This window comes from Pseudooceanicola nanhaiensis DSM 18065 (assembly GCF_000688295.1).
Lineage (GTDB): Bacteria > Pseudomonadota > Alphaproteobacteria > Rhodobacterales > Rhodobacteraceae > Pseudooceanicola > Pseudooceanicola nanhaiensis.
In genome coordinates, this window is sequence record NZ_JHZF01000011.1 from 239,028 (window position 1) to 257,583 (window position 18,556).

The 18,556-nt window shown below is 68.8% G+C and carries 15 protein-coding genes; 8 read left to right on the forward strand and 7 right to left on the reverse strand.

All coding sequences use genetic code 11. From position 1 onward, the window contains the following. The first annotated feature begins 331 nt into the window (after window positions 1–331). The gene (locus tag Q344_RS0102070; protein ID WP_028285188.1) at window positions 332–1,663 is read left to right on the forward strand and encodes a CapA family protein; all 1,332 of its coding nucleotides are present in this window, start codon (window positions 332–334) and stop codon (window positions 1,661–1,663) included. Between the two features lie 5 nt (window positions 1,664–1,668). Here the strand turns inward: Q344_RS0102070 and Q344_RS0102075 are convergent, their stop codons facing one another. Continuing rightward, complete coding sequence (locus Q344_RS0102075) at window positions 1,669–2,103, reverse strand: Lrp/AsnC family transcriptional regulator (protein ID WP_028285189.1); 435 nt, start codon at window positions 2,101–2,103, stop codon at window positions 1,669–1,671. Window positions 2,104–2,215: 112 nt separating this feature from the next. Here Q344_RS0102075 and Q344_RS0102080 point away from each other — a divergent pair, with 112 nt between their 5' ends. The 3 genes from Q344_RS0102080 to Q344_RS0102090 all read left to right on the forward strand — a co-directional run bounded on the left by Q344_RS0102080 (window position 2,216) and on the right by Q344_RS0102090 (window position 6,757). Then, a complete protein-coding gene (locus tag Q344_RS0102080) occupies window positions 2,216–3,340 on the forward strand; it encodes a type III PLP-dependent enzyme (protein WP_028285190.1) in 1,125 nt (374 codons plus the stop codon). Window positions 3,341–3,408: 68 nt separating this feature from the next. Then, complete coding sequence (locus tag Q344_RS0102085) at window positions 3,409–5,703, forward strand: xanthine dehydrogenase family protein molybdopterin-binding subunit (protein WP_028285191.1); 2,295 nt, start codon at window positions 3,409–3,411, stop codon at window positions 5,701–5,703. Beyond that, on the forward strand, window positions 5,684–6,757 hold the full coding sequence (locus Q344_RS0102090; RefSeq protein ID WP_028285192.1) for a DUF2235 domain-containing protein: 1,074 nt from the start codon (window positions 5,684–5,686) through the stop codon (window positions 6,755–6,757). Before Q344_RS0102085 ends, Q344_RS0102090 begins: the two co-directional genes overlap by 20 nt. Before the next feature lie 72 nt (window positions 6,758–6,829). On the opposite strand, the gene metF is transcribed toward Q344_RS0102090, so the two are convergent. Continuing rightward, window positions 6,830–7,696, reverse strand: a complete 867-nt coding sequence (gene metF, locus Q344_RS0102095) for a methylenetetrahydrofolate reductase [NAD(P)H] (RefSeq protein WP_028285193.1) — start codon at window positions 7,694–7,696, stop codon at window positions 6,830–6,832. 91 nt (window positions 7,697–7,787) lie between these two features. On the opposite strand from metF, the gene Q344_RS0102100 reads away from it, so the two are divergent. Then, on the forward strand, window positions 7,788–8,693 hold the full coding sequence (locus Q344_RS0102100) for a LysR family transcriptional regulator (protein WP_028285194.1): 906 nt from the start codon (window positions 7,788–7,790) through the stop codon (window positions 8,691–8,693). Window positions 8,694–8,813: 120 nt separating this feature from the next. Next, complete coding sequence (locus tag Q344_RS0102105; protein ID WP_028285195.1) at window positions 8,814–9,602, forward strand: inositol monophosphatase family protein; 789 nt, start codon at window positions 8,814–8,816, stop codon at window positions 9,600–9,602. Between the two features lie 202 nt (window positions 9,603–9,804). Here Q344_RS0102105 and glnT read toward each other — a convergent pair whose 3' ends face one another. The 5 genes from glnT to Q344_RS0102130 all read right to left on the reverse strand — a co-directional run bounded on the left by glnT (window position 9,805) and on the right by Q344_RS0102130 (window position 16,110). Next, window positions 9,805–11,112, reverse strand: a complete 1,308-nt coding sequence (gene glnT / locus Q344_RS0102110; RefSeq protein ID WP_028285196.1) for a type III glutamate--ammonia ligase — start codon at window positions 11,110–11,112, stop codon at window positions 9,805–9,807. Window positions 11,113–11,233: 121 nt separating this feature from the next. Next, window positions 11,234–12,559: an FMN-binding glutamate synthase family protein gene (locus Q344_RS0102115; protein WP_028285197.1), complete on the reverse strand. Its 1,326-nt coding sequence runs from the start codon at window positions 12,557–12,559 to the stop codon at window positions 11,234–11,236. Next, entirely contained in the window at window positions 12,559–13,242 is a 684-nt protein-coding gene (locus Q344_RS0102120) for a GltB/FmdC/FwdC-like GXGXG domain-containing protein (RefSeq protein WP_028285198.1), read from the reverse strand. Before Q344_RS0102120 ends, Q344_RS0102115 begins: the two co-directional genes overlap by 1 nt. After that, complete coding sequence (locus Q344_RS0102125) at window positions 13,242–14,111, reverse strand: class II glutamine amidotransferase (RefSeq protein WP_028285199.1); 870 nt, start codon at window positions 14,109–14,111, stop codon at window positions 13,242–13,244. The genes Q344_RS0102120 and Q344_RS0102125 overlap by 1 nt, the downstream gene beginning before the upstream one ends. Window positions 14,112–14,253: 142 nt before the next feature. Further along, on the reverse strand, window positions 14,254–16,110 hold the full coding sequence (locus Q344_RS0102130; protein ID WP_051630202.1) for a sigma 54-interacting transcriptional regulator: 1,857 nt from the start codon (window positions 16,108–16,110) through the stop codon (window positions 14,254–14,256). A 230-nt stretch (window positions 16,111–16,340) separates the two neighbouring features. Between Q344_RS0102130 and Q344_RS0102135 the strand changes: the two genes are divergently transcribed. Then, window positions 16,341–17,708: a CmpA/NrtA family ABC transporter substrate-binding protein gene (locus Q344_RS0102135; protein ID WP_028285201.1), complete on the forward strand. Its 1,368-nt coding sequence runs from the start codon at window positions 16,341–16,343 to the stop codon at window positions 17,706–17,708. A 3-nt stretch (window positions 17,709–17,711) separates the two neighbouring features. Further along, window positions 17,712–18,542 carry a nitrate ABC transporter permease gene (gene ntrB / locus Q344_RS0102140; RefSeq protein WP_028285202.1) on the forward strand — a complete coding sequence of 277 codons (831 nt, stop codon included), beginning with the start codon at window positions 17,712–17,714 and terminating at the stop codon, window positions 18,540–18,542. Window positions 18,543–18,556 lie beyond the last annotated feature (14 nt).

The following is an 18,556-nucleotide window of genomic DNA, read 5'->3' on the forward strand; positions in this document are numbered from 1 at the left end:
CGGTTCGGGTCGGTGGCACGTCGGTATCACGCCGGAACGCACCGGCATGACCGCCGCGGCGGTATCGGCGCTATCTATGGCAGAGCGCCGCGGGCTGCAACCCCGTAGTCCGCCCCCCGGCCGCTGCGTCAGAAGGCGCCGCGACGCCGTCTTCCGGGCGGGGCCGGAGCCGCGCGCGCGTCCCGTGCAACCCCGGGGAGGCGCCCGTCCGGCTGGCGCAATTGGGCGACATCGGCTGGCGGCCGCCGCGTCACCTGCGAAAATGTCTTTGCAGAACGGCGGGTTCGGGGGAGGTAAGGGGAAGTTGCTGACCCAGTCCCGGACGATGCCCATGCGGATGCCCAAGAGCCTGCCCTTCACTCCCGCCGACGTTCTGCAGGTCGGCATGCGGGCCCGGCGCCCGGTGATCCGGGGTGTCGTCAATCTGGCCGAGCGCTTCGGCTTCTGGAAACGGCCGCGCGCCCGGGGGGCGACGGCGACCGAGGAGATGGGCGCGCTCGACCATCTCAACTGGATCTACAAGTCCCGGAATCCGCTGGAGGAATACGAACAGGCCTTCGGCGACATGCGGATCACGCCCGGCGCGCCGAAGCAGATCGAATTGCCGGGCGGGTTCGACATGATGACCCGGCTCCGGATCGGCGCGGCCGGCGATATCCTGCGTTCGCCCGGGATCGAGGCGTCGCAGGACAGGATCTACGAGCGGATCGAGGATCTGCTCTTCAGCCGCGACATCGCCTATGCCAATTTCGAGTCCCCCGTGACCGACCAGCCGCTGGTGGAGGAGGTGATCGGCGATGCCGGCCCGCCGCTCGAATGCTGTTCGCGCGCGCAGTTCGAGGTGCTCTCGGGCCACAAGGGCCGCCGCTTCGACGTGCTGAACACCGCGAACAACCACGCCTTCGACATGGGGGTCGAGGGGGTCGAGACCACGCGCGAGGTGATGGCCGCGGCCGGGATCCTCGCCGTCGGAACGAACGACACGCCCGACGAACACGGCCGCGCCCGGTTCATCGAGGCGCGGGGGATCAAGGTCGGGCTGGTCTCGGACGGGTTCGGCCTGAACGGTCACGAGCTGCCCGAGGCGGAGCGCTGGCGGATCAACGTCTCGAAACTGCTGTCGAAACGCGCGCCGCCGGACCTGGGCCTGCTCAAGCGGCAGATCGACCATTGCCGGGCCGAGGGCTGCGATTTCATCCTCGCCTCGATCCACTGGGGGCACGAGTTCGAATTCTTCCCGCGCAAGGTGCAGGTCGACACCGCGCGGGACCTGGTCGAATACGGCGCGGACAGCATCCTGTGCCACCACCCCCACGTGGTGCAGCCCTGGGAGGTCTATCGCACGAAGCGCGATCCGAACCGGCAGGCGGTCATCGCCTATTCGCTGGGCAGCCTGACATGGGGTTTCATGGCGCCGCACATCGTGCTGAGCGCGATCATGAACATGCGGCTCGAGAAGGGGCGGATCGGCGGCGAGACGAAGACCTACGTGGCCGCCGCGCGGGTGACACCGGTCGTGCGGACCTACCGGCGCGAGCGGGGCGAGATGGTGACCCGGATCGAGAAGCTGTCCGAGCTCGAGCCCGGGCGCGGCATGCGGGAAGGCTATCTCGAGCGGATCCGGGCCCATGCGGCCCTCGTCTTCGGCGAAGACCAGCTCTGACGCGCTCAGGGCGCGCGGTCGATCTTCGTGGACAGCTGGATGAGGCTCTCGGAAAAGCGCACCCCCGGGGCGTCGCCGATCCGGTCGAGGATCCGGTCCAGCCGTTCGGTATCGGGCGCCGCGATCCGGATCATCAGGTCGTAGCGGCCCGACAGGGTGTGCACCTGTTCGACCTCGGGCATGTCGCGCAGGCGGGTGAGCAGGGCGGGCGTCGCCCGCGCCTCGACCGAGACGAGCGCGGTGGCCCGCAGCGGGGGCGCAAGCGCGCGGCCCCGCCGGATGGTGTAGCCCGCGATCAGCCCCTGCGCCTCGAGCCGTTCGATCCGGGCCTGCACCGTGGTCCGTGCAAGCGACAGGCGCCGGGCGAGGTCGGTGACCGGCAGGCGGGCGTTCTCGGTCAGCAGTGCGAGGAGGGCACGGTCGGTGTCGTCGAGTTGCAAGTCGGCCTCGGCATTATGACGAATCTTCACGACAGTATGGGCAGAACGACCAGAGAAATCGACGTGAATTCGGGTGATCCTGATGCGGAGCAGGATCACGAAGAGGCAACGTATGCGCGATTTCCACATGTCCGACCCCGTGGCCCATCTCCGGCGGATGCAGCCGGACACGGCCGTCATCTACTTCTGCCCCGACGTGCTGCAGGCCACGGCGCGGCGGTTCCTGACCGGGTTTCCGGGCCTTGTGACTTATGCCGTGAAGGCGAACGACCGGACGGAGGTGCTGGAAAACCTCTCCGCCGCCGGGATCGAGGCCTTCGACGTGGCAAGCCCCGCCGAGATGGCCGCGGTGCGCCGGATCGCGCCCGGGGCGGCGCTGCATTACAACAACCCGGTGCGGTCGCGCGACGAGATCGCGGCGGGGCAGGCGGCGGGCGTCGTGTCGTGGTCGGTCGACGATCCGGCAGAGCTCGACAAGATCGCCGTGGCGGCGCAGGGGGCCGAGGTCGCCGTCCGCCTGAAGCTGCCGGTGCCCGGCGCCGCCTACGATTTCGGAGCGAAATTCGGCGCGGCGCCCGATCTGGCCGAGGCCCTGCTGCGGCGCGTGGCCGACCTCGGCCTGCGCCCCGCGATGACCTTCCACCCCGGCACGCAATGCGAGGATCCGGCCGCATGGGTGGCCTATATCCACGCAGCGGCCGAGGTGGCGCAGCGGGCGGGCGTCCGGCTGGCACGGCTCAACGTGGGCGGCGGCTTCCCGGCGCATCGCGGGCGCGCGGCGCCCGAGCTTGAGCGCATCTTCACCGCCATTGCGGAGGCCACGCGCTCAGCTTTCGGCGCGACGCCGCCCGCGCTCGTCTGCGAACCGGGCCGGGCCATGGTGGCCGAGGCCTTCACGCTGGCCGCGCGGGTGAAGGCGGTCCGCGCCGATGGCAGGGTCTACCTGAACGACGGGCTCTACGGCGGGCTGTCCGAGCTGCGCGACATGGGCCCCCTCGACCGGCTGCGGCTGGTCGCGCCCGACGGCACACCGCGCAGCGCTGCGCCCGAGCCCCGCGTCGTCTTCGGGCCGACCTGCGATTCCCTCGACCGGGTGCCGGGCACGCTCGACCTGCCCGGCGATGCGGCCGAGGGCGATTACCTGCTCTTCGCCGGGATGGGGGCCTATTCGCTTTCCATCGCGACGCGGTTCAACGGCTACGGGCTGGGCGATCCGGTGACCGTCGCGGAACTCTGATCCCGCACGCTCTGGACAAGGAGGCGCCAGCCGTTAGGGTCCGGGGAAACGGCAGGAAAGGGCGCGTCATGGAGAAGTTCGGCAAGAGCCAACCGGTCAAGCGGTTCGAGGATCCCCGGCTGGTCTCGGGCCTGGGTGGATACATCGACGACGTGGCTCCCGCGGGCGCGCTGCATGCCGTCGTCGTGCGCTCCCCTGTGGCGCATGGCACGATCACCTCGGTCGATCTGAGCGCCGCGCGCGCGGCCGAGGGCGTGCATCTCGCGATCACCTCGGAAGACCTGCACAAGGGCGGCGTCACCGGCCATCTCAGCGCCACGCGGATGAAGAACCGCGACGGCAGCGAGGCGGCGGGCCCCGAGCATCCGATCCTCGCGGAGGGCAGGGTGCGCTACGTCGGCGAGCCGATCGCGCTGATCGTGGCCGAGACGCTCTCGGCCGCGAAGGACGCGGCCGAGCTGGTCGAGATCGAGATCGACGAACTGCCGGCGCAGATGACCATGACCCGCGGCGACACCGACCTGCACGAGGGCGTGCCCGGCAACCTCGGCGTCGACTGGTCCGAGGGCGACGGGGACAAGGTGGCCGAGGCCCTGAAGGGCGCGGCCCATGTGATGCGCGCCACCGTCATCGACAGCCGCTGCATGGTCGTCGCGATGGAGCCGCGCGGCTGCGTCGCGGAATGGGACGGCACGCGGATGCACCTGTCCTTCGGCGGGCAGGGCGTCTGGGGCCCGAAGAAGGAGGTCGCCACGCTCTTCGGGCTCGAACCCGACAACGTCCGCGTGACCCATCCCGATGTCGGCGGCGGCTTCGGCATGAAGGCCAAGATCTATCCCGAATACATCGCCTGCTGCTTCGCCGCGAAGGAGCTGGGCCGCCCGGTGCGCTGGATCGCGGACCGGACGGAATCGATGCTGTCGGACAACGGGGCGCGGGACCTGGAGCACGAGGTCGAGATGGGCTTCGACGCGGACAACCGCCTCGTCGCCTACCACGTGAAGACCCGCTACAACCTCGGCGCCTACAACTCGAACTTCGGGCAGGCGATCCAGACCTTCCTCTTCGCGCGCGTCTGCACCGGCGTCTACGACATCCAGGACGTCTTCCTCGAGGCCGAGGGCTATTACACCAACACCGCCCAGACCGACGCCTATCGCGGCGCCGGCCGGCCCGAGGCGATCTTCCTGCTGGAACGCTCCATGGATCTCGCGGCGCGCGATCTGGGCGTCGACCCGTGGGAGCTGCGGCGGCGGAATTTCATCGGCAGGGACAAGTTCCCGTACAAGAGCTTCTCGGGCGAGAATTACGATGTCGGCGACTTCAACAGGGTGCTCGACACCGCGGTCGAGAAATCCGGCCTGAAGGGCTTTGCCGAGCGCCGCGCGAAATCCGAGGCCGCGGGCAAGCTGCGTGGCTTGGGGCTTTGTTATTACATCGAGTCTATCCTCGGGGATCCGAACGAGGCCGCACAGGTCGAGTTCACCGAGGAGGGCACCGTGAACATCTACGTCGGGACGCAGTCGAACGGGCAGGGGCATGAAACGGTCCACGCGCAGTTCCTCTCGGACCAGACCGGCATCCCCGCAGAGCTGATCCGCGTGGTGCAGGGCGACAGCGACCGGATCGAGACCGGCGGCGGCACCGGCGGCTCGCGTTCCGTGACCACGCAGTCGAACGCGACGCTCGCGACCGTCTCGACGATGATCGAAGCCTTCACCGGCTTCCTGGCCGAGGTGATGGAGGTCGATCCCGACAAGATCAGCTTCGATGACGAAAGCTTCCGGATCGAAGGCTCGAACGCCGCGCCCTCGATGCTCGACGTCGCGGACTGGGCGCGCGAGAAGGGCCGCAGCGACCTGCTCAGGCACCGCGCCACGGCGAAGCTTCCGGGTCGGTCCTACCCGAACGGCGCGCATGTCGCCGAGGTCGAGATCGATCCCGAGACCGGCAAGACCGACCTCGTCCGCTATACCGTGGTCGACGATTTCGGCAATCTCATCAACCCGATGCTGGCCGAAGGCCAGGTGCATGGCGGCGTCATCCAGGGTGCGGGCCAGGTGCTGATGGAAAAGGTCGCCTTCGACGAGGACGGCCAGCTTCTGACCGCGACCTTCATGGATTACGCCATGCCGCGCGCCCAGGACGTGCCCTTCATCTCGTTCACCAGCGAACCGGTGCCCTCCACCGCGAACCCTATGGGCATGAAGGGCTGCGGCGAGGCCGGGACCGTCGGATCCATGGCCGCCGTGACCAACGCCGTGGCAGATGCGCTGGCCTGCCGGGGCGTGACCCAGGCCGACATGCCCTTCACACCGGACCGTGTCTGGACGATGCTGAACCATGCTGAGGCGGCTGAGTAACAGGATACTCGCCCGGCTCTGGCCGGGATACCTCGAACGGGCGCGGCGTCCGCACAAGGCGCGCGGGCGCGGCCCCGTCACGCATGTGATCATCCTCGACGGCACGATGTCCTCGCTCGCCCCGGGCGAAGAGACGAATGCGGGGCTCACCTACCGGCTGCTGTCGGATCGGGGTGGCGCCGACCTCTCGGTCTATTACGAGGCCGGGATCCAGTGGCAGACATGGCGCCACGCCTGGGACGTGATCGTCGGCAAGGGGATCAACCGCCAGATCCAGCGCGCCTACGGCTACCTCGCCTCGCGCTACCGGCCGGGCGACCGGATCTTCCTGTTCGGATATTCCCGCGGCGCCTTTGCCGTGCGGTCGCTGGCGGGCATCATCGACCGGGTGGGCCTGCTGCGCTCGGGCGCCGCGACCGAGCGGAACGTGCGGACCTGCTACCGCCATTACCGCGCGGGCGCGGTGAGCGAGGCGGCCGAGGCCTTCGGCCGGGCCTATTGCCACGAGGACGTGCAGGTCGAGATGATCGGCGCCTACGACACGGTCAAGGCGCTCGGCATCCGGCTGCCGCTGCTCTGGTGGCTGACCGAGAAGGATCACATGTTCCACAGCCTGCGCCTCGCCGGCTGCGTGAAGGCTGGCTATCAGGCGCTGGCCTACGAGGAGACGCGCGAGGCCTACGAGCCGCTCCTGTGGAACTCGGAAGACGACTGGCCGGGCCGGCTGGAACAGGTCTGGTTCGCGGGAACCCACGGCGATGTCGGCGGACAGCTTGGCGGAGCGCAGGAGGCGCGGGGGCTCTCGAACATTCCGCTGGTCTGGATGCTGACGCAGGCCGAGGCCTCGGGGCTCGACCTGCCGGAGGGCTGGCGGGCGCGCTTCCCGACCGACGCGAATGCGCCCTCGATCGGGACATGGCAGGGGCTGGGCAAGCTCTTCCTGATGCGCAGGCGGCGGACCGTGGGGCTCGACCGGTCGGAGCGCCTGCACGAAACCGCGGTGGCCCGCGGGCTCCGGATGCCGGCGCCGAAGCGCCGTCCCGTGGAAGCCTGACAGGGCGGGGGAAACGGAAAGCGCCCGCCCCCGGGGGGGGGCGGGCGCCTGTCTCATTCGTCCGCGAGTGATTCAGGCAACGTTTTCCAGCCGCATCTCGGGCGTGACGCCGATGGCGTGGCAGACATCGCGCGTCAGTTCGGGCTTGTTCAGCGTGTAGAAGTGAAGGTTTTCCACCCCCTCGGCCATCAGGGTCGAACACATCTCGGTGCAGAGCGCGGTGGCCAGAAGCTCCTCGCGGCCGTCGCGGGCGGCCTTGTCGAAGGCCTCGTCCATCCAGCCGGGCACCGAGGTGCCGCAGTTCAGCGCGAAGCGGCGCATCCCCTTCCAGTTCTCGATCGGCATGATCCCCGGCACGATCGGTCCCGTGATCCCGGCCTTGTCGCAGGCGTCCCGGAAGCGCAGGAAGTGCTCGACGTCGAAGAAGAACTGGGTGATCGCCTCGGAAGCGCCCGCCTCGAACTTGCGCTTCAGGTAGGCGACGTCGGCGGCGCCGTCCGCCGCGTCCGGGTGCTTCTCGGGATAGGCGCCGACACGGAGGGTGAACTTGCCGGTCGCCGCCAGCGCCTCGATCAGCTCGACCGAATTCTCGAACCCGCCCGGGTGGACCGAGAACTGGCCCTCGCCCTTCGGCGGATCGCCCCGGAGCGCGACGATCTCGGTCACGCCGGCGGCGGCGAAGCCCTCGGCGATCTCCATCGTCTCTTCCTTCGTCGCACGCACGCAGGTGAGATGCGCCGCGACGTTCAGGCCGAGGTGCTTGTGCAGCGTGGCCACCGCGTCGCGGGTCAGGTCGCGGGTGGTGCCGCCCGCGCCGTAGGTCACCGAGACGAAGCGCGGTTTCAGCGGCGAGAGCACCTGGACGGTGTCCCAGAGGCGGAACGAGGCCTCGAGGTTCTGGGGCGGGAAGAATTCGAAAGAGACGCGTGGTGCGGACATGGGGATACTCCGGATTTGACCCTCTTGTGGCAAAATCCGCGATGTGAGACAACTTCATCATTCTCATTGAGAATATGAAAAGGGCTCACATATGCACATCGAGCTGCGCCACCTCAGAACGGTGCGGGCCATCGACCAGGCGGGCGGCCTCGCGCGCGCGGCGGACATGCTGAACATCACCCAATCGGCGCTCTCGCACCAGATCAAGGGGCTGGAAGAGCAGACAGGCGTCGAGCTTTTCGTCCGCCGTTCCAAACCCTTGCGGCTTTCGGCGGCGGGTGAGCGCTTCCTGCGCGCGGCCGAGCGGGTGCTGCCCGAGATCGACGCGCTGGCGGCCGAGTTCGAGACCCTGCGCGAGGGCAGCGCGGGCCGGCTGCACATCGCCATCGAGTGCCATGCCTGCTTCGAATGGCTCCTGCCGGTGCTGGAACAGTTCCGCCGCGCCTGGCCCGACGTCGATGTCGACATCCGCCCGGGGCTCGCCTTCACGGCGTTGGATGCGCTGGAGCGGGAATCGGTGGACCTGGTGATTTCCTCCGATCCCGAGGACGTCGCGGGCATCACCTTCGCGCCGCTCTTCGATTATTCCCCCGTCTTCATCGCGGCCGCTGGCCATCCCGCGGCCGAGAAGCCCTATGTCGAGCACGAGGATTTCCGCGGCGAGACCCTGCTGACCTACCCGGTCGACCGTTCGCGCCTCGACGTCTTCACGATGCTGCTGGAACCCCACGGGGTGGAACCCGCCGCGATCCGCCGGGTCGAGCTGACCGAGATGATCCTGCTGCTCGTCGCCTCGGGGCGCGGCGTGGCGGTGCTGCCCGACTGGGTGCTGCGCGAGGTGAAGTATCACAGCGACTACATCACCCGGCCGATCACGGTCAAGGGCCTCACCCGCCGGATGTTCGCGGCAATGCGCGAGGACGACATGGCGAAACCCTACATGGCCCACGTGGTGCGGCTGGCCCGGACCGAGGCGGTGAAGCTGCAGCGGGCGTGAGAGCGGGGGCGGGGCGATCCCCGCCCTTCATCGGTTGACGGGGCGGGGCGCATGGCGCAGACCCTTGGCAAGGCGGAAGGCGCGGTCTATACGCGCCGCCTTGACCCACAGGAGAGCCCGATGCCCGGAAGCGCGAACCTCAACATCATGCTCAAGGCCGCCCGCAAGGCGGGCCGCAGCCTCGTGAAGGATTTCCGCGAGGTCGAGAACCTGCAGGTCTCGATGAAGGGCGCGGGCGATTTCGTCAGCCGCGCCGACATCGCGGCGCAGGCGATCCTGAAGGAGGAGCTCCTGGGGGCCCGGCCGACCTATGGCTGGCTGGCCGAGGAGGAGAAGGAGATCGACGGCGAGGATCCGACCCGCCGCTGGATCGTCGACCCGCTCGACGGGACGACGAACTTCCTGCACGGCCTGCCGCATTGGGCGATCTCGATCGCGCTCGAGCACAAGGGTCAGATCATCTCGGGCGTGGTCTACGACGCCGCCAAGGACGAGATGTTCTTCGCCGAGAAGGGCGAGGGCGCCTGGATGAACGACCAGCGGATCCGCGTTTCGGGGCGGAGCCGCATGATCGAGGCGCTCTTCGCAACGGGCCTGCCCTTCGCGGGCCGCGGCGATCTGCCGGAGGTCCTGCAGGATCTCGCGCGGATCTCGCCGGTCTGCGCCGGGGTGCGCCGCTGGGGCTCGGCCGCGCTCGACATGGCCTATGTCGCCGCGGGCCGTTACGAGGGCTACTGGGAACGCCGCCTGAACGCCTGGGACATCGCCGCGGGCGTGATCATCATGCGCGAGGCCGGCGGCTTCGCCGAGCCGATCGACCCCGAGGGCAACCTCATCGAGGACGGCGCGGTGATCTGCGGCAACTCGAACCTCTTCGACGCTTTCGCCAGGATCATCCGCAAGGGCTGAGGCCCCGCTTCCTCTTGCCCCAAATATCCCCGCCGGAGGCTTCGCCCGCAAGGCGGGCGAAATCCCCGCGTCCCCCGAGGTCTTGCGCTGCCCTTCGGGCATCGCCCGGGAAATCGCGGCCGAATTCCTCCCGCAGGGGGAGGCCTTCGGCCGCGATGCCTCCGGCGGGAGTATTTCCTGAAAGATGAAGCGTGAGGGCGCGTCAGACGTCGAGCGTGTGCGCCTTCTCCCAGGCGGAGAAATGGCCCATGTAGCTGTTCCACTCCTGCATCCTGAGCTTCATGTAGGCCGCGGAGACCTCCGCGCCGAGGGCTTCGGTCAGGGCGGTGTCGGCCTCGAAGGCGCGCAGCGCGTCGAGCAGGTTGAGCGGCAGCCGTGGCGCGTCCTTCGCGAGGTGGCCTTCGGCGTACATGTCGATGTCGAGGCGCGGGCCCGGGTCGGCCCCGGTCTCCAGCCCCGAGAGCCCGGCCGCGATGATCGCGGCCTGCAGCAGGTAGGGGTTGGCGGCGCCGTCGGGCAGGCGCAGCTCGAACCGGCCGGGGCCGGGGACCCGCACCATGTGGGTGCGGTTGTTGCCGGACCAGGTCACCGTGTCGGGCGCCCAGGTGGCGCCGGAATGGGTGACCGGCGCGTTGATCCGCTTGTAGCTGTTCACCGTCGGGTTGGTGATCGCCGTCATGCCGCGGGCATGGGTGACGATGCCGCCGAGGAAGGCCATCCCGCTGGGCGAGAGACCGAGCGCGTCGTCCGCGTCGGCGAAGACGTTCGTGCGGCCCGTCCTGTCCCAGACCGAGATATGCGCGTGGCAGCCGTTCCCGGTGAGCCCCTCGACGGGCTTCGGCATGAAGGTGGCGCGCAGGCCATGCGCCTCGGCCACGGATTTCACCATGAACTTGAAGAAGGAATGGCGGTCGGCGGTGACGAGGGCGTCGTCGAACTCCCAGTTCATCTCGAACTGGCCGTTCGCGTCCTCGTGGTCGTTCTGGTAGGGGCCCCAGCCGAGCGCGAGCATGTGGTCGCAGATCTGGGCCACGACGTCATAGCGGCGCATCAGGGCCTGCTGGTCGTAGCAGGGCTTCTCGGCGGTGTCGTGCGGATCGGAGATCCGGCTGCCGTCGGGCATCAGCAGGAAGAACTCGGCCTCGACCCCGGTCTTCACCCGGTAGCCCGCGGCCGCGGCCTTCGCCACCTGGGCGCGGAGCACGTTGCGCGGGGCCTGCGGGACGGCGTCCCCCTCCATCGTGCAATCGGCGGCCAGCCAGGCGACCTCGGGCTTCCACGGCAGCTGGATGACGGAGGCCGGGTCGGGCACCGCCAGGATGTCGGGATGCGCGGGCGTCAAGTCGAGCCAGGAGGCGAAGCCGGCAAAGCCCGCGCCGTCCTGCTGCATCCCGGCGATGGCCTGCGCGGGCACCAGCTTGGCGCGCTGCGCGCCGAAGAGGTCTGTGTAGGAGATCATGAAGTACTTCACGCCGTTCTTCTCGGCGAACCTGGCGAGGTCCCTGGTCATACGTCGTCCCTTTCCCTGTCGGCGGGGTCGTTTGCCCCCGCGCCCCTGTCGTCGCGCCTTGCCGCGGCATCGTTCGCGCCGGGGGCGGGCCGGGCTTCGGCGCGGCCCCCCCGGTGCGCCCTCACATCCCGCCCTTGCCGGGCCACCAGTCGGTGCCGGCCAGCGGCACCTGCGCCATCGCCGCGGCCTCCATCGTCAGCGCGCAGAGATCCTCGGGCTCGAGGTTGAGCAGGTGGCTCTTGCCGCAGGCGCGGGCGATGGTCTGCGCCTCCAGCGTGAGAACGGCGAGGTAGTTCTGCAAGCGCCGACCCGCTGCCACGGGGTCGAGCCGGGCGGCAAGTGCCTCATTCTGCGTCGTTATGCCCGCCGGATCGCGGCCTTCGTGCCAATCGTCATAGGCGCCCGCGGTGGTGCCGAGGGCGCGATACTCCTCCTCCCACCGGGGGTCGTTGTCGCCGAGCGCCACCAGCGCGGCGGTCCCGATCGAGACGGCGTCGGCGCCGAGCGCCAGCGCCTTCGCGACGTCCGCCCCGGTCCGGATACCGCCCGACACGACCAGCTGCACCTCGCGGTGCAGGCCAAGGTCCTGCAGCGCCCGGACGGCCGGGCGGATGCAGGCCAGCGTCGGCTGGCCGACATGTTCGATGAAGACGTCCTGCGTCGCCGCGGTGCCGCCCTGCATCCCGTCGAGCACCACGACATCCGCCCCCGCCTTCGCGGCGAGCGCGGTGTCGTAATAGGGCCGGGCGCCGCCGATCTTCACGTAGATCGGTTTCTCCCATCCGGTGATCTCGCGCAGCTCGAGGATCTTGATCTCCATGTCGTCCGGTCCGGTCCAGTCCGGATGGCGGCAGGCCGAGCGCTGGTCGATGCCCTGCGGCAGGTCGCGCATGCCGGCGACCCGCTCGGTGATCTTCTGACCCAGCAGCATGCCGCCGCCGCCGGGCTTGGCGCCCTGTCCGACGACGATCTCTATCGCATCCGCACGGCGCAGGTCGTCCGGGTTCATCCCGTAGCGCGAGGGCAGGAGCTGGTAGACCAGCATCGCGGAATGGCCGCGCTCCTCCTCGGTCATGCCGCCGTCGCCGGTGGTGGTCGAGGTCCCGGCCAGCGTCGCGCCGCGGCCGAGGGCTTCCTTCGCCTGCCCGGAGAGGGAGCCGAAGGACATCCCCGCGATGGTGATCGGGATCTTCAGCTCGAGCGGTGTCTTCGCGAAGCGGCTGCCAAGCACGACCCCGGTGCCGCAGGCCTCGCGGTAGCCCTCGAGCGGGTAGCGCGAGATCGAGGCACCAAGGAAGAGCAGGTCGTCGAAATGCGGCACCCGACGTTTCGCGCCGCCGCCGCGGATGTCGTAGATGCCGGTGGCCGCGGCGCGGCGGATCTCGGACATGACCTCGGGGGTGAGGGTCGCGGAATACCGGGGCAGGGTGCGTGGGGTGTCGTCCATCAATAGGCGCCTGCGTTGTCGACGTGGAAATGGTAGAGCTGCCGGGCCGAGCCATAGCGCCGGAAGCTGCCGGGATCGTGGTCAAGCCCGGCGGCCGCCAGCAGGCGTCCGAGCTCGGCGCGGTGGTGGTCGCGCATCTCCTTCTCGACGCAGTCGGCGCCCAGCGATTTTACCGACCCGCGCACGTAGAGCCGCGCCTCGTAGAGCGAATCCCCGAGCGCCTCGCCCGCGTCGCCACAGACCACGAGGCTGCCCTTCTGCGCCATGAAAGCCGACATGTGCCCCACGTTGCCGCCCACCACGATGTCGATGCCCTTCATCGAGATGCCGCAGCGCGAGGCGGCGTTGCCCCGGACCACCAGCAGACCGCCATGGCCCGAGGCGCCCGCGTATTGCGAGGCGTCGCCGTCGATCACCACGGTGCCGGACATCATGTTCTCGGCCACGCCCGGCCCGGCCGAGCCGGTGACATGGATACGGGCCTGCTTGTTCATGCCGGCGCAGTAATAGCCGGTGGAGCCGTTCACGGTGACGTCGATCGGCGCGTCGAGCCCCACGGCGATGGCATGGGCGCCGCGCGGGTTCAGCACCTCCCATTCGGTCTGGTTGGTGTGCGCGGCCTGCGCCTGCAGGGCGGCGTTGAGGCTGCGGAGGTCGTCGGTGGCGAGGTCGTGGCGCTGCATCAGGCTTCCCAGAAATAGACTTGCGCGGGCTCCGGCTCCCACACCCGCGCGGTCTCGATGCCGGGCAGGGCGGCGAGGGCGCGATATTCCGATCCGAAGGCCACGTAATCGTCGGTCTCGGCCATGACGGCGGGCTTGCAGGCGACCGGGTCGCGCAGCACGCCGAAGCCCGTCCGGGTGCCCACCACGAAGGTGAAGAACCCGTCGAGATCGTCGAGCGCCGAGGTCAGCGCCTGGCCGAGGTCCTTGCCCGCGGCCATCTCGCGCGTGAGGTAGGCGGCGGCGACCTCGCTGTCGTTCTCGGACGAGACGGTGACGCCGGACCGGGCCAGGCGGCGGCGCACCGAATTGTGGTTCGAAAGGGATCCGTTGTGCACGAGGCACTGGTCCGGGCCGGTCGAGAAGGGATGCGCGCCGTCGGTCGTCACCGCGCTTTCGGTCGCCATCCGGGTGTGGCCGATCCCGTGGGTCCCCTGCATGCCGTCGAAGCCGAAGCGGCGCGACACGTCGGCGGGGCGGCCCACCTCCTTGAAGATCTCGATGCGGGTGCCGGCGCCCATCACCCGCAGGCCGGGGGTGGCGCGCAGCAGCGCCTCGGCCTCGGGCGCCGCCTCTTCGGGCAGCGTCAGGACGGCGTGGCTGTCGATCACCCGGATCTCCGCACCCGGGATGTCCAGCGCCGAGAGGCGGGCGGGGTCATCCGCCTGCACGGTGATCTTGATCCGGCCCGCGCGTTCCGCGCCGTAGATGGCGAGGCCCGCGCTGTCCGGGCCACGGTCGGACAGCGTGACCAGCATCCCGGACAGGTGCTGTCCGAGCGCCGGGCGCAGCGCCTCGGTCTTGGTGAAGAGGCCGACGATTCCGCACATGACGGGGTTCCTCGAATCGTGGTGTCGAGGCTGAAGGTAAACAGCGGAAAAACCCACTGACAGGGAAAAATGTTTCCCGGTGGGAATTATGCGTCCCGCTGCCGAATGCGTGGGCGCCGCCCCGCACTCCGACCGCCTCCGCTCAGCCGCCCTCGGCTGCCCACATCTCGGGGGTGATCCCGAACTTGCGGATCCGCGAATAGAGGGTCGTCTGGCGCAAGCCCAGCATCTCGGCCGCGCCGCCGGGGCCTGCGACCCGCCCGCCCGTCAGCTTGAGGCAGGCGACGAGGTTTTCCACCTCGGCCGCGCGGAACTCCTGTTCGGTCAGCACCTTGCCGTCCGGCCGCCGGGCGGGCGGCAGAGCGGCGTCCAGCCCCTCGATCCGGAGCTTGTCGCCCGTCGAGACGATGAGGGCCCGTTCGATGACGTTCTCGAGCTCGCGCGCATTGCCGGGCCATGGGTAGGACATGAGCTGCCGGATCGCCCCGGTCGTGATCCGGGGTTCGGCCCGGTTGGTGCGGCGGCAGGCGAGGCGCAGGAAATGGGCGGCCAGCAGGGGAATGTCCTCGGTCCGTTCGCGCAGCGGGGTCAGGGCGATCGGGAAGACGTTCAGGAAGAAGTAGAGGTCTTCGCGGAACCGCCCCGCCATCACCTCGCGCGAGAGGTTGCGGCTGGTGCAGGCGATGATGCGGAGGTTCAGCCGGCGTTGCCGGTCGTCGCCGATCCGGGTGACGGTCTGGTCCCGGAGCGCGTTCAGCAGCCGCCCCTGGAACTCGAGCGGCAGGTCGGCGATCTCTTCCAGAAAGAGTGTCCCGCCATGCGCCAGCTCCAGCCGCCCGGCCTTGTCGATGCCGCGCCCGTTGACGCGGATCTGGCCGAAGAGCTCGGCGTCGATGTTCTCGGGCAGAGCCGCGCAATCGAGGCGGATCATCGAGCGCCGCCGCCGGTCCGACGCCTTGTGCACGGCCGCGGCGATCAGGGATTTGCCGGTGCCGCTCTCGCCGGTGATCAGCACGTTGGCATCCGTCGGCGCGACCAGCTCCACCTGCTTCAGCGTCCGCTGGATGGCGGGCGCCTGGCCCACCACGTCGTAATGCGCCCGGGCCGAGCTGATCTCTTCCTGGAGATAGGCGTTTTCCTGTTCCAGCCGGTCCCGGAGGGCGTCGACCTCGGCCATCGCCTCGTGCAGCCGCCGTTCGCTTTCCTTCCGGTCGGTGATGTCGCGGAAGATTACCACGGCCCCGGCCAGCACCTGACCGTCGTAGATCGGGGTCGAGACGTATTCGACCTGGATCGGCCGGCCGTCCTTGCGCCAGAACACCTCGTCCTCGACCCGGCTGACGCGTTCGTTGCGGAAGGAATGGTAGATCGGGCAGTCGCGGTGGTCGTAGGGATCGCCGTTGAGGTGGCGGTGGTGGATGATCGCATGGGTGTCGCGGCCGAGCAGGTCCTCGGCCGACCAGCCCAGCATCTCCTGCGCGGCGCGGTTGACGAAGGTGGTCTGGCCGTCGGCATTGATGCCGTAGATGCCCTCTCCGGCGGCATCGAGGATCAGCTGGTTCTGGCGCTCGAGCTCGGAAAAGAAGGTCTGGGTGCGCTTCCATTCCAGCAGGCCCGAGCGATGGAGCACGGCGGTTTCCGTCCGGTCCTGCCGCGCCTGCAGCTCGTCCAGCCGCACCAGCGCAACCAGAAGGCGCGAGCCGTCCGGCGTCTCGACGAAGGCGCCGGTGAGCTCGCAGGGGCAGGCGTCTTCGCCCGGGCAGCGCAGCCGGAACTCGCGCGTCCAGTAGCGCCCGTAATGCTGCACGGCATCGGCGAAGACGACGAGCTCGCCCGCGTCTCCATCGAGGAAGGTCAGGAAGCGTTCGCCGACGGCACCGGGACCGAGCAGGCGCGCGGCATCGGCGTTCGCGGCGCAGATGCGGTCGGTCGCGGGGTCCACGCTGAGCGCGGGCCAGGGCCAGAGGTCGAGGATCGAATCGGGGGAGAGGTCCGTCATGCGGAGAGGATACCGCAACGCAGCATCGGCGTTACGAAAATTCATAAATTACGAAAAATCGTAAAAACCGGCTTCGGGAGGATAAGGTCAACTATCTGAATACGTTGGAAAAAGAAGTTCGCACAGCTTCGTCACCTCGGCATTCTCCCCCTCATCAAACCCGTTAACCTGTCTTCATCAAGACGCGGTCACTCACCCAAGGCCGGGCGTCAACACGGGAGACGGAACCTATGAAGAGCTTGGGAAACCCATTCGATCACGCCTCGGACCTGCGCCACGGCGCCGGGTGCAGCTGCGCCGGCTGCAAGCAGACGGCGGCGGCCGGCGCGGCACCCGAGACCACCGACGCGATGCTGGAACGCGCGGTCGAAAGCGCCGTCGTGCGCTCGATGTTCGGCCAGAACGACCTGAGCCGCCGGTCCTTCATGGGCATGGTCGGCGGCGGCACGGTCGCGGCGGCGCTCGCCTCGGTCTTCCCGCTGGACAAGGCCAAGGCCGCGATCCTCGACACTCTCGGCACGCCCGAGAAGACCGACCTCAACATCGGTTTCGTGCCGATCACCTGCGCCACCCCGATCATCATGGCGCAGCCCCTGGGCTTCTACGAGAAATACGGGCTGAATGCGCAGGTCATCAAGACCGCCGGCTGGGCCGTGGCGCGGGACAAGTCGCTGGCGGGCGAATACGACGCCTCGCACATGCTGACGCCGATGCCGCTGGCGATGACACTCGGCGCGGGCTCCACCGCCGCGCCCTACATCATGCCCGCGGTCGAGAACATCAACGGCCAGGCGATCGTCCTGCACAACGACCACAAGGACAAGCGCGACCCCAAGCAGTGGAAGGGCTTCACCTTCGGCGTGCCGTTCGAATATTCGATGCACAACTTCCTGCTGCGCTACTACGTCGCCGAGCACGGGCTCGATCCGGATGTCGACATCCAGATCCGCGTGGTCCCGCCGCCCGAGATGGTCGCGAACCTGAGCGCAGGGAACCTCGACGGCTACCTCTCGCCCGACCCGTTCAACCAACGCGCGGTCTGGGAAGGCATCGGCTTCATCCATGTCCTGACCAAGGAGATCTGGGAGGGCCACCCCTGCTGCGCCTTCGCCGCGCCGCTGTCCTTCGCGGAAGAGCTTCCCAACACCTACGGCGCGCTGCTGAAGTCGATCATCGACGCGACGCAATATGCCCGCGACCCCGCGAACCGGAAGGAGATCTCGGAGGCCATCGCGCCGACGAACTACCTCAACCAGCCGGTCCCCGTCATCGAACAGGTGCTGACCGGCACCTATGCCGACGGCCTGGGCGAGGTGAAGCAGGTGCCCGACCGCATCGATTTCGACCCCTTCCCCTGGCACTCCATGGGCGTCTGGATCCTGACCCAGATGAAACGCTGGGGCTATATCGAGGGCGACGTCGACTACAGGGACGTGGCCGAACGGGTCTACCTCGCCGCCGACTGCCGGAAGATCATGAACGATCTCGGCTACGAGGCGCCGGAGGTCACCTACAAGTCGCACACGATCATGGGCAAGACCTTCGATCCCGCGAACCCGGAGGGCTACGTGAAGTCCTTCGCCATCGGCAAGGGCTGATCCATGACGCTCTCGCTGAACCAGAAGGCAGCGCTCCTGTCGCTTCTCCTGCTGGCGGTCGGCCTCCTCGTGTGGGAGGCCGCCATCCCCGGCCAGAAGCCGCTCTCGGAGATGACGGAATACGAACGTCTCACCGGGGGCGGGGCGCAGAAGGCCGGGGTCCCTCCGCCCTCGCAGGTGATCGCGAAGGCCTGGGAGCAGCTGTCGAACCCGTTCTACGACGCGGGCCCCAACGACAAGGGGATCGGCATCCAGATCGGCTATTCGATCTACCGCGTCCTGACCGGCTATGCGCTCGCCGCCATCGTGGCCCTGCCGCTCGGCTTCCTGATCGGGATGTCGCCGGTGGCCTACCGCGCGCTCAACCCGTTCATCCAGGTGCTGCGCCCGATCTCGCCGCTCGCCTGGATGCCGCTCGCGCTCTTCATCATCCAGGACAGCGAGGCCTCGGCGATCTTCGTCATCTTCATCTGTTCGATCTGGCCCATGCTCATCAACACGGCCTTCGGTGTCGCCGGAGTGCGGTCCGACTGGGTGAACGTCGCGCGCACCCATGAGCTCGGACCGCTCAAGACCGCCTTCACCGTGATCCTGCCGGCCGCCGCGCCGACGATCATCACGGGGATGCGGATTTCCATCGGCATCGCGTGGCTCGTCATCGTCGCGGCCGAGATGCTCGTGGGCGGGACCGGCATCGGCTATTACGTCTGGAACGAGTGGAACAACCTCGACCTCACCTCGGTCATCTTCTCGATCCTCATGATCGGCGTCGTCGGCATGCTGCTGGATTCGGCCTTCGGGGCGCTTCAGCGGGCGGTGGCCTATGCGGAGTGAGATGACAGAGCGAA

Bases quoted from the DNA above. Each gene is read 5' to 3' on its own strand.
- Q344_RS0102100 (WP_028285194.1), top strand. From the start codon at position 7,788: ATGCACATCGAGCTGCGCCACCTCAGAACGGTGCGGGCCATCGACCAG.
- metF (WP_028285193.1), bottom strand. From the start codon at position 7,696: ATGTCCGCACCACGCGTCTCTTTCGAATTCTTCCCGCCCCAGAACCTC.
- Q344_RS0102085 (WP_028285191.1), top strand. From the start codon at position 3,409: ATGGAGAAGTTCGGCAAGAGCCAACCGGTCAAGCGGTTCGAGGATCCC.
- Q344_RS0102125 (WP_028285199.1), bottom strand. From the start codon at position 14,111: ATGTGCGGAATCGTCGGCCTCTTCACCAAGACCGAGGCGCTGCGCCCG.
- Q344_RS0102120 (WP_028285198.1), bottom strand. From the start codon at position 13,242: ATGCAGCGCCACGACCTCGCCACCGACGACCTCCGCAGCCTCAACGCC.
- Q344_RS0102080 (WP_028285190.1), top strand. From the start codon at position 2,216: ATGCGCGATTTCCACATGTCCGACCCCGTGGCCCATCTCCGGCGGATG.
- ntrB (WP_028285202.1), top strand. From the start codon at position 17,712: ATGACGCTCTCGCTGAACCAGAAGGCAGCGCTCCTGTCGCTTCTCCTG.
- Q344_RS0102135 (WP_028285201.1), top strand. From the start codon at position 16,341: ATGAAGAGCTTGGGAAACCCATTCGATCACGCCTCGGACCTGCGCCAC.
- glnT (WP_028285196.1), bottom strand. From the start codon at position 11,112: ATGACCAGGGACCTCGCCAGGTTCGCCGAGAAGAACGGCGTGAAGTAC.
- Q344_RS0102130 (WP_051630202.1), bottom strand. From the start codon at position 16,110: ATGACGGACCTCTCCCCCGATTCGATCCTCGACCTCTGGCCCTGGCCC.
- Q344_RS0102070 (WP_028285188.1), top strand. From the start codon at position 332: ATGCGGATGCCCAAGAGCCTGCCCTTCACTCCCGCCGACGTTCTGCAG.
- Q344_RS0102105 (WP_028285195.1), top strand. From the start codon at position 8,814: ATGCCCGGAAGCGCGAACCTCAACATCATGCTCAAGGCCGCCCGCAAG.
- Q344_RS0102090 (WP_028285192.1), top strand. From the start codon at position 5,684: ATGCTGAGGCGGCTGAGTAACAGGATACTCGCCCGGCTCTGGCCGGGA.
- Q344_RS0102115 (WP_028285197.1), bottom strand. From the start codon at position 12,559: ATGGACGACACCCCACGCACCCTGCCCCGGTATTCCGCGACCCTCACC.